This is a genomic window from Microcoleus sp. (assembly GCF_041354475.1).
Classification (GTDB): Bacteria; Cyanobacteriota; Cyanobacteriia; order Cyanobacteriales; family Microcoleaceae; genus Microcoleus.
Window position 1 is genome coordinate 31,718 of sequence record NZ_JBGJZU010000036.1, and the last position, 13,640, is coordinate 45,357.

A 13,640-nucleotide genomic window follows, 5' to 3' on the forward strand; every position below is an offset into this window, starting at 1 on the left:
GGGGCTAGGGGTGGGTATTATGCCCCATCTCCGGTTCCCCTCCAGGGAGGGGCTAGGGGTGGGTATTATTCTCCATCTTCGGTTCCCCTCCAGGGAGGGGCTAGGGGTGGGTATTATGCCCCATCATCGTTTTTTTGAGAATGAAACAGCCCCTCCCAAGAAGGAAGAAAGAAAAGGAGGCAGATTTTTTCCGTTAAGAGTATCTTCCTAAAATCGCTTAAACAATGACTAAATTATCTCTGTGAACCACAGTTTCTACTCCTGGATAACCTAAAATTTCGGCAATTTTATCTGACTTACAGCCCTGAATTTGTCTCAATTCTAAACTGTGATAATTCACCAGTCCCCTGGCAATTTCTTTGCCTTCCGTGTCGCATAACCGGACGGCATCTTCTGCTTGAAACTCTCCTTCTATTTGCGAAATTCCGGCGGCTAGCAGCGATTTTCCACCTTGAGTAATTGCGTTGACAGCACCCGGATCTAAGTAGAGTTTCCCCACAGGAATTAGCACGTTGGCTATCCAATGTTTCCTCGCGTTTACAGGGCGCGGTTGAGGCTCGAATTGGGTACCGATGGACTCTCCGTTGAGGATTTTTTCAATGTTCGCGGGAAAGCACCCGTTGGTGATGACGGTGCGGACTCCTGATGCTGTGGCGATTCTGGCTGCTTCAATTTTTGTCACCATTCCGCCTGTGCCCCAACCGCTGCGGGAATCTCCGGTTTGTACCTGAAATTCTGTGAGCTGTGCCATACTTTGGACTAGGGCTATGGGTTGGGCGTCGGGATTGCTGCGGGGATCGGCGGAATAAAGTCGATCGACATCTGTGAGCACGAATAACCAATCTGCTTCGACTAAGCTGGCTACTAATGCTGAAAGCGTATCGTTATCGCCAAATTTGAGTTCGTCTACAGCTACAGTATCGTTTTCGTTGACAATCGGAATCACCCCTAATCGCAACAGTTGCCCAAAGGTATTGGAAGCATTAACATAACTACTACGCTGCACTAAATCGTGGCGTGTTAGTAAAACTTGGGCGATCGGCTGTTGTAGAGTAGTAAACAAGTCATCGTACACCCGCATCAGCCGCCCTTGTCCTACGGCGGCTACAGCTTGTTTGAGAGCGATATTTCGTGGCCTTTCTGTCAAACCCAAGCGCGCGCAGCCAACTCCAACTGCACCGGAAGAAACCAAAACTACTTGATGACCTTGGTGTCGCAAATTTGTCAAAACTTCGACTAATGTAGCAATGGTGGAAAGGGCTAAGTTTCCTGTAGTCGATCGAGTGAGTGTCGAAGTTCCTATTTTAACAACAATGGTTTTAGTCATTTGTTATTGGTTAGTTGTTATTGGTTATTGGTTGAATGACTAATCTTTAGTTTTCAGAGATGCGCCCAAAGCTTGAGAAACCCAAACTTCAAAAGAGCGCACCGGATATTTCCGCACCGCATCCCCAGCATCCACCATTGGTTCTACTAAAATAGTGAACATACCCAAACGATTACCGGCTAAAACATCGGTAAAAAGTCGATCGCCCACCATCGCCACCTGTCCCACGGGCAAATCCATCGCATCCAGTGCTCTGCGTAATTTGCGCCGCGAGGGTTTAGCAGCACCAGTGATGTATGGTAGATTCAAAGAATCAGCTATTCGACCAATCCGATTCTGACTTAAATTATTGCTGGCCAACCATAGGGATACGACGGGCTTAATCTCTTTTACCCACAAACTGAGTTCGGGAGAAGCATTTGATGCTGTGATAGGGACGAGAGTTTCATCCACATCTAACACTAATCCTTTTATGTGATATTTCTGAAGAATATCAGCCGTTAAATTCACGACAGCAGTGCCAAGAACTAAATCGGGCTGTAGTAGTTTACCCCAAGACATAATTATTTTAGATGTTAGATTTTAGATTTTACATTGGGAATTGGGGATTGGGCATTGAGAATGTATTACTTGTTATTTATTGCTTCTTTTTTGTTGGTGATAATTACCAATTACCAATTACCAATTACCAATTACCAATTACCAATTACCCATTACCCATTACCAATTAACAATTGTCTCATATTCTGCTATTGCCCCGATCGCACTTTTTGGTCAATTTGAGCCACAGCAGCATCGTGTTCCGCCTGAGTGCGGCTGAAAATGTGAGTGCCGTCATACCGCGCCATAAAATACAGATATTCGGTATTTTCAGGAGCTAGAGTCGCTTCCAGACTCGCGATTCCCGGAGCTGCGATCGGAGTTGGTGGTAGTCCTGCGTTTATATAAGTATTGTAAGGAGAAGGCGTTTCTACCTGCTTAAAAGTCAGAGGCTTCTCCTTAGTTTGCCTGATGCCGAGAGCATATTCAACTGTCGGGTCAGAACCCAAGGGCATACCCTTTTTCAGACGGTTGTTGAATACCCCAGAAATGCGCTGGCGCTCACTGGCCACCACCGCTTCTTTTTCCACAATACTTGCCAAAGTGACCCACTCTTTCAAATCCAGCTTAGTATTTTTCTGATTTTTTTGATAGACAGGCAGAGCCACCTGCTCGAAACGGCTGAGCATTTGCTTAATCACAGCTTCTGGGGTGACAGCATCCCCATCTAACTGATAAGTATCCGGGTACAAAAAACCTTCCAAATGAGGCAAACCGCTCGGTAGCCAAGGGTATTGAGCGTAGGGAACTTGACTCGCCACCGCCATAAAACTCTTAGCTGGGAAAAAACCTTGTGCTTCAAAATAAGCGCTCATTTGTGTGAGCGACCAACCTTCGGGAATCGTGAAACTTTGCTGTACAACTTCACCTTTCCAAATTTTGTCCGCCACAGCGCTCAGTGGCTGAGTTGGTGACAGTTGGTAAGTCCCTGCTTTAAAACCTCCCTCCCGGTTTTGCAGAGTCAACCAGCGGGCCCACATATTCCATGCGGAGGCCGATCTAATTAACCCCGCAGCTTCCAAATCTCGTCCGATTTGTTGGCTAGAAGTACCTTCGGGAATTTGGATAGAAACAGCATTTTTGACTGCTGGGGTCGTTGACTCAGCAGCTAGTTTAGCAGGGGCACAAGCCCAGCTCCACCAAGCCCAGCCCTGCCAAGCGCACACACCCCAAACCGCCGGGAGTAACGCTAGATAAAACAACCATTTAGAAACTTGCGGAGTACCTTTTCGGCCCTCGCGCGCGCTGCTTTTTGTCAGTTGTTCTCGATCCATAGTCCCTTCTGCCTTCAATTAAGATCTAATCAAGCTCGTCAAAGAACTGGTCTTCTAGCATAGGTAACATAGGTTCCAGTCTTTCAAACTCTTCTTCCGAGAGCAATTCTGGCTGACCGTCATCATTCATTCTAGCCAAGATAAAGAACGGGTCGAGAGGCGTATAAATAGCATATTCCTGCTCTTCGTGATAGAAGCTGGTCAACCACATCAATTCCTCAAAATCTGACTCCTGCTCTGGGTCGGCATCTGGCTCCGCATCCTCGTCGGGAAAATCTGGCAATTCGCCAATTACCGTCAGAGTCACAGCCGTGCGCTGGAGTGTCAAGTTCTGCTCTTGCAGGACAACTCTAGCGGTATCAAAAATTTTGTCAATTTCGGTCTCGTCTTCTACTGGAATGGCTGCTTCGTCTGCGTCGTCTTCGTTCCAAGTAAAAATTTCTACTGGGGAGTCAATTGGAAGCAGTAAGGCGTATTCTTGACCTTCTAAGTCCATAGAATATTCTATGTTGCAAGTCAGCGATCGCCCAACTTCGTCAGTCAGGGTGACGGAAACTGCGTCGGATTTGCTATTCTGTTTGCGGTATGGGGATGAGGACATCGCGTGTATCTTATTTTCCTTCTTCAGTACCGAGTTTACTGGGAAATTTTCGGCCGTGTGTCAACGGTTACAGGTGTGCGTAGCAAACTTGCACAACTAGGATATCACGGCTTTGTTAAGCTGCTGCGAAATTGCTAATGGGGCTTGGGCCATGGGGCGATCGACAATCGATCGATCTGCCTATGCTTGCCTTCTCTCGTCTAGCCAGCGCTGTAATATTAGGGCTGCGGCTTTGCGATCGATCAAACCTTTGTTTTGGGACGGCGAAATTCCTTGTGCTTGGATGAGTTCCTCTGCGTGAACAGAAGTCAAGCGCTCATCCACGTATTCTAGAGGCAGTTCTAAGGCTCTGGCGATGCGAGTGGCATATTTCTGTACCTGTCGGGCTTGGGGGCCTACGTCTCCGCTCAGGGAGTAGGGCAAGCCTGACACCAAAATTTGCACATTCCGCTCTTGGACGAGCTGTCTGATGTAAGCTACGTCTCGATCGAAGGAGGAGCGCACTAGAGTTGTAATACCCGTAGCGATTAAACCAGTGCCATCACACCCGGCGATGCCGACTCGTTTGAGTCCGATGTCTAATCCTAGTGCTGAAATCCACAATTTTTGGTCTGACATGATCGATTGATTTGAGAGTTAGTTAGTCCTCCCAAAATTCTTGTTTAACGAACCGCGAAGACGCGAAGGACGCTAAGAAAGAAGGGAAGGGAGAAGAGAAGAAAGCAGGAAGTAATTGATTTTTTTTTCTACTTTCTGCTTTCAAATATTAATTATTAACTTCTTTCTTGGGAGTCTCGGTCTTGAGGTAATTCTGGGAATTTTACAGGTAAGATGTTGCTAGTATCTGTTGCTGCTGATTCTGAGTTTTGAAAGTTCAAGGGGTTAATTTGATTGCCTTGGTTGTTTCCTGAGTCAGTCAACAGGGGTTTAATCTCTGAGGATGGGGGGCCGGCGGCTGGTTCGGCTGCGATCGGTCCTAGCCACGACATCCTACCGGGTACGGGTTTGCGAGTTGGTTGGAAGCTTTGCAGCATTTCTGATAGTTGGAGTCCTTCGAGTGAGACCAATTTGGACTCGCGTAATTTGTGCCATACCGATCGCGACATCAGCAAACTGTGTTCCACACGCACGGCTCCAAATTGCTCTAAATATGCTTCTCGTTCGGGTTGATAATCGGCAGAAACTAGGTTTAGGCTTTGTACTGGAAAATCTTGGACGAGGCGGGCCATTTGGGATAGCAGTTCTGGGTAGAGCCAGGTGTAGGCTGGGTGTACTGTCAATTGGGCGATGTGAGGCTCGTTACCGCTGCGGGATAGCTGGACTTGAAAGTAGCCGATCGCAGCTTTGCGCTGTGGTTCAAACACGTAAGCACTGACTACTTCTGTTTTGCCTAACCACTGTCTGACACCTTCGATTAAAGCACTTAAAAAACTGGTTTTGAAATCTTGAATATGGCGATCGAATACTTGCCGCACTTGCGGTGGCATGGATGCGGTATCTAGTTGGTAAAGTAACTGAGCGTCGGCGTTGCTCACTGGCAGTAGGTTGGGCAAATCTGGGGTAGAAATGGCCATTTCTTGAAGACGTTCTGGGGCGATCGTCCAATATGTCATCTGGGCTAAAGGTTGAAACCCATTTTGCCGATACAAAGCCAGGGCTGATTTGTCGCCCACATTCACCTCTAGCAGCCATGTCCTAGCCTCCCACACTGCCTCGAAGCAGTGTCGCAGTAGCATGGAACCAATTCCTTTGCTACGGGCTTCTGAGTCTACGCCGATGCGATCGATCCGCCAAGTGCTGCGAGTGCGGTTGAAGGGAGAAATCTGAATTACGCCCTTAACAATACCCTCTTCTTCAGCAACATGAGCCCGAAACAGCGACTGAAAAGGGTTAGGAAACAGGCTCAAAATCTTTAGCAGTCCGTACCAACGGCGAAGTTGCTGCAACTTGCGATTCAATACCAAGTCCGGGCTTGCGCCCTTGGGGTTTTCTGCCTCGTCGGTTGTTTCCGCGCAAAGTTGTTCCATCGCCTCTATGTCGCGATACTGAAACGGGCGGATCGCAACCTGGTTTTGGTTTGGGGAAGGGAGTGAAGTCATAGCAGGAAAGTGGGGAATAGAAAATTAAAAATTAAAAATTAAAAAGTTCCAAAGGGGAAGAATTAAGGAAATTTTGAGTTTTGAATTCATTGCTGATAACTCAAAATTTTTCTGTTTTCTCCCCTTTTTCCTTGGATTAAAAATTAAAAATCACTTTTTAAATTTTTAATTTTTAATTTTTAACTCAAGAGTGCTTTGGCGTGGGTCGAATTACAACCACCGGTGTGCGCTCATCTGCATTGCCTGCGGGGTTGCTACGCAAGGCTTGCTCTAAAAATGTTACCGATAAATCGGAGGTCGCTGCTAATATCTTAACTGCTTTCAAGTCATTAGCGTCTACGATCGCCGCGGCAAGTCCGGTTTCTCGTTGAATTTGCTCTACAACTTGCTGGGGATTGTCCGGTCCAAGCACGATAAATTGGTCAAAGGGAGGCAATGTTCCGGTAACATCGTCAATCAGTCTAGCTTGTTCCCCTGCTAGTTGGTAGAAGACTCCGGGTTTACCAAATATTTTAGCTACAGCGCCGATCGCAAATGCTCCAACAACCCGCCAAGGACCAACTACATCCACCAACGTCTGCATCCCACAGGCTGTAGCCAAACTGGACATCGGTAAGAAAAACAAGCACACTCGCTTCGCCGCCCATCCGGGTTTGACTTCGCTGGGATGGCGATAACGTCCCTGCATCAAAGCTAAGGGAGTTTCTGCTAGGGCGACAATATCGCCTTTCTGCGCGCGGGGAAGCACGTAACGCTTGACAATTTCGACGGGATTGTCTATTTCCGTCAGGATGTGGGTGCGAATTGGCAACACTTCTGCAACTCCGACATTACGCGCATTGGGTACTGTCTCGGAGTTGGGAAATTGCAGCGGTACTACGACGTGGCGGACTTTCGGGATGCGGCCGCCTGGGCCGTAGGTGGTGAAATGTACTTGCACCCAAGCTGACTGTAGCTTGCTCAAATCTTGTCCGTGAATGTCTATGGAGACTTTGATTTTCGTCGATTTTTGGGCTTTGACTATGTAGCCGAACCAGTAATCGTCGGCTCTAGCTGATGCGTCTTTGTGGCAAGGAATCACCTTGGTCTTGGAAGTCACATCATCTAAACTAGCATCTGAGATCAGTTTCACCTCTGCGTGCACTTCCGGCAACATGATCTCAAACCGCTGTGTCAGGTTCTGGAACTCCATTTCCCCTATTAACAGATAGTGGTTGGCTTCGTTTATGGCTAAGTGCCATTCTCCGGCTGTGAGTTCTAGTTTATTTCCACGGGGAAGCAGGCGATAGTTCAACTCCAGGCCTAGCCCGCCTAATGCTAGCAGCGAACCTGCTGCTGCGATTCCTGTTGCTAAAGTTTCAATCACTCTAATCACCGCTAATAATAATTTCTGTTTACTGTAGTCGATCTCGGTTACTTCGATCGCCGATCTGGTAGTAATTGAAGTTCTGGGGGTTGTTGGGGCCGGTGGGGTGTCTGTGGCGAGGTTGGGGATGGGATGTGCGATCGGTTTTTAACAAAATCAACTAAATGTTAGAATTTTGACAAAGTTCTTCAACCGATTTCATTGGTAGATAAAGCTTCATCGGGTTTTGTTTGAACTTTTGAAAACCATATTTTTGATAGAAATTGGCTGCTCGCTCATCCAGAGCTTCTGCAATGACAGCGAGAGATGCAACTTGTGCAGTTGCTAAGAGTGCTTTGGTCAAAGCATCTATCAGAATCAACTCGCCGAGATGTTGACCTTGGTAAGTACGATCAACTGCCAAACGACCGAGCAATGTAGCAGGTAGAAGGGGATAGCGAGGCAGTTTTTTTTGCAAACGATTCACTCAAATCTGTGAGTTCAATGGTGTAGGCAGAAAGCGTATAATAGGCAATGACATCAGTGTTTGGAGAGTCCACTAAAACGAATACGATTGCGACTTTGTTTTTGAGATCCTGAGAAGCCTGTTTGCGAATGTAGTTGTCCAAACTATCTTGGCCGCAACAAAAAAGCTCTCTGTGATGCCTGCTGCTATCTAAGGGTTCAATTATGAGTACCATCGCCCATCACTTGTTTGTAGCGCAAGGCTGCTGCTTTGAGAGCTTGATTCGGCTGGGTTGGATTCAGGAGGGCATTCACGAAAGCCTCGCTGTCGTCAAAGTCAAGTTTCAGCCTTTGGTGCTGTTCAATAACTTTGGAAGCGACTGCTTGAACGCTGGCGATAACGAAATCTGTTAGGGTACGTCCTTCTAAGTCAGCGGCTTTTTGCCAAAGGGCTTTAATCTCTGGACTGATACGAGCCTCTAATAGGGCTGATGGTTCCGATTTAGTAGTTTTAGTCATACAAAATACGGTTTATCTAATCTCTCCATTATATACGGCACTTGGTTGTATGTCACGCTAAAAGTTAGGGATCGATCGCCCATAGATTTTTCGGATGACTTTCACGAGATGGCGGAAAATTCGGGTAGAGTTGATGACTACCCGAACAGGTCTTATCCCGGTTTTTATCCCAACCTTGCTCTCAATTCATCCGCCGATAACCGAGGTAATTGTTCTACAAACAAGGTCAATTCATCCACAGATAATGCTAGTAAATTAGTAAGGGCTGTAGGCAGAAGATCGCCCAACTCACTTTGGCGCATTTTCAAGACATTTTCGGCTAATAATCTGACCGCTTGTTGTCTTCCTGCTTCATCGACTGTCAGCATCGATATTGCCAGCAACAGTACCGTAAAATCCGCTGCGGAAAAGTTTGATATTGGAGATAAAAAAGCCGTCATTTTTGAGTTAATTTCTCCAAATCTTACTTGCAGAAAATTTTCTAAAATCAAGCGCTGTTGTGCTTGTCTGCCTTGTTCTAACCCTTGTTCTAACCCTTGTTCTAACCCTTGTTCTCTAGCTTGTTGCTGTGCAGCTTGTATTTGTTCTCGAAAAAGTGGTGCAATGGCCATAATTAACTCCCGCTCTTCTGGCTCTGATTCTTCTTGAGTTTCGACTACTAAATGTGATTGTAGGCGATACAATAATTCTAGCGCGATAATCCGTAACGGATCGTCCGTTGCTAAACTGCTCAATTCGGCGATCGCCCTTTGCTGCACTCCCCCTTTCCCTAAAATCCTCAACCACATGGTTTCTGGAGTTTCTGGCAATTGGTGAATCACCACAATTGCGGATTTCAAATGCGTCGGCAAAAAATGGACGCCATTCACCCAATTCTCAGGGTTGGGTATCGCGCCAAAACCCTCCAGCAATGGTTTCGATGCTGTAGGCGTTAGAATCCACAGCCTGGGTAACTGATCGTCATCATAGTGAGTATTTTCTCTTCTGGCTTGTCGCTCCAATTCACTTCGCAAATCCCATAGCTTACTCATGCAGCTAATAACTTCGCTGACACTTACAGGATTGCGAAACGGTTCAAAAATTGCACTCGTGCTAGCCATTTTTCCCAATAATCCCAGGGTAGCTGAGTATTCTGGAATTGCAGTACCTGGAGTGAAATAAACATCTACTTCTCGGACTTCCGAAGTCACATCACGACCGATATAGACGGTTCCGATTGGTGACAGTAATTCTTCCAGGTATTCTTTGGCAAAGCGATCGTGAATAAATCGCGTCATAAAAATAGATTTTGATATTGAATGATTTAATATTATCATATTAGTCTGATACTTAAGCTGTTTTATATAGCAATTATTAGACATAAATAACAAACTAAAATACCCAGAAACCAGACTTATTTAAAAAGTCTGGTTTCTAACATATCTCGCATTTTAGGTTCAATTAGAATGCAGCCCCCAATCAATAACTAATTTGCAAAGTCACCGATGCTTCAATCTGCTGTTCCCCTCCCACCACGGGTGTTGTAGCCTCAGCAGCAACACCACGAGTACCAGCCAATTGCCGGTACATAGGAGGCGGTGCGGAAGCACCATTAACTTGAATACTGACAATTTCTCCCCGCTTGAGGTTGATGCTGCTCAAGACGGCATCGGCTTGGGATTGAGCGTCTTGGGTTGCTTTGCGGAGTGCTTGTTTTCGAGCAGATTCGATCGCACTTTCGACAGCCACAAAACTCACACCATCAATGCGCGTGGCCCCGGCATTCACTGCATCATCGAGCAAAGTTCCGGCAGATTGAGTATTAATCCGAAAAGTGACGGTATTCGTCGCTGTATAGCCAGTCAAGCGCTGCTGATTGTTTTCGTAGCTGTAGCTGGGATTGAGGGTGATGCCGGTGGTTTCGAGTTTTTCGACTTGGCGCGATCGCAGTAACTCTACCACAGCAGACGATCGCCTCGCCGCTTCCTGTTGCACCTCCGCCGCCGTTTTCCCCTGCACCTCAACACCCAAACGAACTTGAGTCTGTGTAGTCGGAATTACTTCGATCCCCCGCCCAGTAACTGTTAGCGTTCTGAGCCGCTGTTCTTGAGCCCTCGCCTCGCCCAATCCGGTGAAACTAACGAGAGTTAAGGTTAAACATAAAGCTGTTAGCAGACTGCGGAAATTTATGCGATCGCGCGATCGGACAATTGGATTCATAAACTTGATTCTCTTGAGATACAATAGATGGTATAATCTTATGTTGCAATGGAAATTTTGAGACATCCGCACGGTTACACTTTTAGAAACTTAAATTGCGATTGGGGAATTGGGAATTGGGAATTGGGGATTGGGGATTGGGAATTGAGCGTAGAGTCATTAATATATGCAATCATTAAAACAAGTTGCTAGAAAACTAAAAAAAGAAACTTACGCTATTTATTTAGCCAGTATTGACCCCAGAGTGCCTTGGTATGCGAGAATGTTAGCCGGTGTTACGGTTGCCTATGCCTTCAGCCCGATCGACTTAATTCCCGATTTCATACCAATTTTGGGCTATTTAGACGATTTAATCATTGTCCCTTTGGGGATTTGGCTAGTAATCAAAATGATTCCGCCACAGGTTTTAGCCGAGTGTCGAGAACAAGCCACCGCACAAATAAAGCGAGAAAAACGGATAAATCGCGCTGCTGCTGTCGTAATTGTCGCCATCTGGATTGGATTCGGAATATTAGCTGCAATTTCCCTCAAACAAATATTTAAACGTTAAAAAAATAGGATATTCTGAAGCACTGAAACTATTACTTTAGGTGTATTTTCCTTCTTCCTTCTTATGACTCAAACTACCGACTTTCTGAGCACTCTCAACCCATCTCAACGTCAAGCAGTCGTGCACTATAACGGGCCAATGTTAGTAGTAGCCGGGGCAGGTTCTGGCAAAACGCGGGCTCTAACTTACCGAGTTGCTAATTTAATTCGCACCAATCGAGTCAATCCTGAAAATATTCTGGCGGTGACATTTACCAATAAAGCCGCCAGGGAAATGAAAGAAAGAATTGAGAAACTGCTGGCCACTCAACAAGCTGAAGCAGAATATGGCTTACCTTTGGAAGAGTTAGCACCGGATGTGCAAACTAGATTGCGATCGCAAATTTATCGTAACATTACCAAACACATTTGGATGGGAACTTTCCACTCTCTGTGCGGCCGGATTCTTCGCTATGACATTGAGAAATATCAAGACGAAAAAGGCAGACAGTGGAAACGCAACTTTTCAATTTTTGACGAATCAGATGCTCAAACTCTGGTCAAACAAATTGTCACCAAAACCCTCAACCTCGATGACAAGAAATTTGACCCTCGCAAAGTACGATACGCGATTAGCAATGCTAAAAACAAAGGTTGGTCGCCCCAGGAATACTTGTTAGCAGAACCGGATTATAGAGGTCGCGTAATTTCTGACGTTTACACTCGTTACCAAGATGCTTTAGCAGCAAACAATGCTTTAGATTTTGACGATTTAATCCTAGTTCCTGTGCAACTTTTACGCCAAAATGAGCAAGTATTAAATTATTGGCATCAAAAGTTTTGTCATATTTTAGTGGACGAATACCAAGATACTAACCGGACTCAATCTGATTTAATTCGGCTCTTGGTGACAAATAATGCCGACCCGAAAAACTTCGATAGATGGCAAAATCGCTCTATATTTATAGTCGGTGATGTCGATCAATCAATCTACAGTTTTCGCATGGCAGATTATACCATATTGCTGGAATTTCAAGAAGATTTTGGGGATGGTTTGTCTGACGCAAAAACTAAGACAATGGTAAAATTAGAAGAGAATTATCGATCGCGATCGAATATCCTGGAAGTGGCAAACCACTTAATTCAAAACAATACCGAACGCATCGACAAAGTTCTGCGTGCCACTCGCGAACCAGGAGCTCCGATTACGATTTGGCGCGCTGACAATGAAATAGAGGAAGCAGAATTTGTGGGTGGTCAAATTCAAACCTTGAAGCGTCAAAATTCGGAATTTGAACAAGGGAGTAATTTTGCGATTCTCTACCGCACCAACGCTCAATCCCGCTCCTTTGAAGAAGCATTAATGCGTTTAGATATTCCCTACAATATTGTCGGCGGTTTGAAGTTCTACGATCGCAAGGAAATCAAAGACATCCTAGCATACCTGCGAACCCTTGCCAACCCCGACGACAGCGTGAGCCTCAAACGCATCATTAATACTCCCCGGCGCGGTATTGGCGATACTACATTTGGGAAAATCGAAGATGCTGCAACTCAATTGGGCATTCCGCTGTGGGAAATCCTCAAGAATGAGTCTGATGTGAATACCATCGCAGGGCGATCGGCAAAAGCTATGATTAAGTTTGCCACAATGATTTCCCATTGGCAATCGCAAGTTGAAACCTTGCCTGCTTCGCAAATTGTCCAAGGAATTATCGAAGATTCTGGTTATATTCAAGACCTCAAAAATCAAGGAACCGAAGAAGCCGAAAATCGCATCGAAAACGTCCAAGAATTGTACAATGCGGTGCTGCAATTTGAAGAACAAAACGAAGAAGCCACCCTCACAGCATTTTTGTCAAAAGTATCCTTAGCTTCAGATTTAGACGACTTACAAGAAGAAGATTCCCGCGTGTCGCTGATGACGCTACACTCTGCCAAAGGGTTAGAATTTCCCGTAGTATTTCTAGTCGGAATGGAACAAGGTTTATTTCCCAATTTCCGCAGTTTAGATGACCCCAGAGCCATAGAAGAAGAACGGCGTTTGTGTTATGTTGGGATCACTCGCGCTCGCGAACTACTCTTTTTAACTCACACTCGCGAACGCCGCCTGTGGGGAGGTTTCCGCGAACATTGTACTCCTTCGCTATTTTTAGGGGAATTGCCACGAGAATTTATCGCTGGAAGTGCGGGGAAAACTAAGGCTGGAAAAACTGCTGCTTCCCCTGGTAAAACCAATAGTTCAGCATCGAATTCCCGGCGTTCTCAACAGAGTAAAAATTTACAATTGGTAGATTGGAAAGCGGGGGATCGAGTTGTTCATCCTGCTTTTGGGCTGGGAGAAATTACTCATGTTTTGGGGGATGGAGAGAAGGTTAATTTGGCTATTAAGTTTTCGGGTTTGGGTCGAAAAATTATCGATCCCAGGAGTGCTAAGTTGCAGCGGTTGGATTAGTTTTTGAGGATTTTTTTTAACCACAGAGGGCGCAGAGGGCGCAGAGGAAGAGCAGAGAGTTGAATAATTCTGGTGGAGATTTTCTCAGGGTGACAAAATTAAGCGGTTGGATTAGTTTTTGAGGATTTTTTTTAACCACAGAGGGCGCAGAGGGCGCAGAGGAAGAGCAGAGAGTTGAATAATTCTGGTGGAGATTTTCTCAGGGTGACAAAATTAAGCGGTTGGATT

General features: G+C 45.8%; 13 protein-coding genes. 2 read left to right on the plus strand and 11 right to left on the minus strand.

Annotated elements, in window-relative coordinates:
- Positions 1-217: 217 nt before the first annotated feature.
- The 11 genes from proB to ACBR23_RS15090 all read right to left on the minus strand — a co-directional run bounded on the left by proB (position 218) and on the right by ACBR23_RS15090 (position 10,429).
- The gene (gene proB / locus ACBR23_RS15040) at positions 218-1,327 is read right to left on the minus strand and encodes a glutamate 5-kinase (protein WP_341738927.1); all 1,110 of its coding nucleotides are present in this window, start codon (positions 1,325-1,327) and stop codon (positions 218-220) included.
- A 39-nt stretch (positions 1,328-1,366) separates the two neighbouring features.
- Entirely contained in the window at positions 1,367-1,888 is a 522-nt protein-coding gene (locus ACBR23_RS15045) for a YqeG family HAD IIIA-type phosphatase (protein ID WP_341732478.1), read from the minus strand.
- 188 nt (positions 1,889-2,076) lie between these two features.
- The gene (mltG, locus tag ACBR23_RS15050; RefSeq protein WP_371115289.1) at positions 2,077-3,201 is read right to left on the minus strand and encodes an endolytic transglycosylase MltG; all 1,125 of its coding nucleotides are present in this window, start codon (positions 3,199-3,201) and stop codon (positions 2,077-2,079) included.
- Positions 3,202-3,226: 25 nt separating this feature from the next.
- On the minus strand, positions 3,227-3,802 hold the full coding sequence (locus ACBR23_RS15055; RefSeq protein WP_371115288.1) for a DUF3727 domain-containing protein: 576 nt from the start codon (positions 3,800-3,802) through the stop codon (positions 3,227-3,229).
- Positions 3,803-3,982: 180 nt separating this feature from the next.
- Positions 3,983-4,420, minus strand: a complete 438-nt coding sequence (gene ruvX, locus ACBR23_RS15060; RefSeq protein WP_371119810.1) for a Holliday junction resolvase RuvX — start codon at positions 4,418-4,420, stop codon at positions 3,983-3,985.
- A gap of 155 nt (positions 4,421-4,575) precedes the next feature.
- Positions 4,576-5,901: a GNAT family N-acetyltransferase gene (locus ACBR23_RS15065; RefSeq protein WP_371115287.1), complete on the minus strand. Its 1,326-nt coding sequence runs from the start codon at positions 5,899-5,901 to the stop codon at positions 4,576-4,578.
- A gap of 184 nt (positions 5,902-6,085) precedes the next feature.
- The gene (locus ACBR23_RS15070) at positions 6,086-7,267 is read right to left on the minus strand and encodes a F420-0:Gamma-glutamyl ligase (protein ID WP_371119809.1); all 1,182 of its coding nucleotides are present in this window, start codon (positions 7,265-7,267) and stop codon (positions 6,086-6,088) included.
- Between the two features lie 160 nt (positions 7,268-7,427).
- Positions 7,428-7,733: a GNAT family N-acetyltransferase gene (locus tag ACBR23_RS15075; RefSeq protein ID WP_371115285.1), complete on the minus strand. Its 306-nt coding sequence runs from the start codon at positions 7,731-7,733 to the stop codon at positions 7,428-7,430.
- A gap of 197 nt (positions 7,734-7,930) precedes the next feature.
- The gene (locus tag ACBR23_RS15080; RefSeq protein WP_371115284.1) at positions 7,931-8,230 is read right to left on the minus strand and encodes a DUF1778 domain-containing protein; all 300 of its coding nucleotides are present in this window, start codon (positions 8,228-8,230) and stop codon (positions 7,931-7,933) included.
- Positions 8,231-8,394: 164 nt separating this feature from the next.
- Complete coding sequence (locus ACBR23_RS15085) at positions 8,395-9,507, minus strand: flagellar assembly protein H (RefSeq protein ID WP_371119808.1); 1,113 nt, start codon at positions 9,505-9,507, stop codon at positions 8,395-8,397.
- 181 nt (positions 9,508-9,688) lie between these two features.
- Positions 9,689-10,429, minus strand: a complete 741-nt coding sequence (locus ACBR23_RS15090) for an SIMPL domain-containing protein (protein ID WP_340520410.1) — start codon at positions 10,427-10,429, stop codon at positions 9,689-9,691.
- Between the two features lie 166 nt (positions 10,430-10,595).
- Here ACBR23_RS15090 and ACBR23_RS15095 point away from each other — a divergent pair, with 166 nt between their 5' ends.
- On the plus strand, positions 10,596-10,979 hold the full coding sequence (locus ACBR23_RS15095; protein WP_371119807.1) for a YkvA family protein: 384 nt from the start codon (positions 10,596-10,598) through the stop codon (positions 10,977-10,979).
- A 63-nt stretch (positions 10,980-11,042) separates the two neighbouring features.
- Positions 11,043-13,412: a DNA helicase PcrA gene (gene pcrA, locus ACBR23_RS15100; protein WP_371119806.1), complete on the plus strand. Its 2,370-nt coding sequence runs from the start codon at positions 11,043-11,045 to the stop codon at positions 13,410-13,412.
- Positions 13,413-13,640: the final 228 nt, after the last annotated feature.

What these genes read in the sequence shown, in the direction of transcription:
- ACBR23_RS15080 (WP_371115284.1), bottom strand. Translation starts at nt 8,230, where the DNA reads ATGACTAAAACTACTAAATCGGAACCATCAGCCCTATTAGAGGCTCGT.
- ACBR23_RS15065 (WP_371115287.1), bottom strand. Translation starts at nt 5,901, where the DNA reads ATGACTTCACTCCCTTCCCCAAACCAAAACCAGGTTGCGATCCGCCCG.
- ACBR23_RS15055 (WP_371115288.1), bottom strand. Translation starts at nt 3,802, where the DNA reads ATGTCCTCATCCCCATACCGCAAACAGAATAGCAAATCCGACGCAGTT.
- pcrA (WP_371119806.1), top strand. Translation starts at nt 11,043, where the DNA reads ATGACTCAAACTACCGACTTTCTGAGCACTCTCAACCCATCTCAACGT.
- ACBR23_RS15085 (WP_371119808.1), bottom strand. Translation starts at nt 9,507, where the DNA reads ATGACGCGATTTATTCACGATCGCTTTGCCAAAGAATACCTGGAAGAA.
- ACBR23_RS15045 (WP_341732478.1), bottom strand. Translation starts at nt 1,888, where the DNA reads ATGTCTTGGGGTAAACTACTACAGCCCGATTTAGTTCTTGGCACTGCT.
- proB (WP_341738927.1), bottom strand. Translation starts at nt 1,327, where the DNA reads ATGACTAAAACCATTGTTGTTAAAATAGGAACTTCGACACTCACTCGA.
- ruvX (WP_371119810.1), bottom strand. Translation starts at nt 4,420, where the DNA reads ATGTCAGACCAAAAATTGTGGATTTCAGCACTAGGATTAGACATCGGA.
- mltG (WP_371115289.1), bottom strand. Translation starts at nt 3,201, where the DNA reads ATGGATCGAGAACAACTGACAAAAAGCAGCGCGCGCGAGGGCCGAAAA.
- ACBR23_RS15095 (WP_371119807.1), top strand. Translation starts at nt 10,596, where the DNA reads ATGCAATCATTAAAACAAGTTGCTAGAAAACTAAAAAAAGAAACTTAC.
- ACBR23_RS15090 (WP_340520410.1), bottom strand. Translation starts at nt 10,429, where the DNA reads ATGAATCCAATTGTCCGATCGCGCGATCGCATAAATTTCCGCAGTCTG.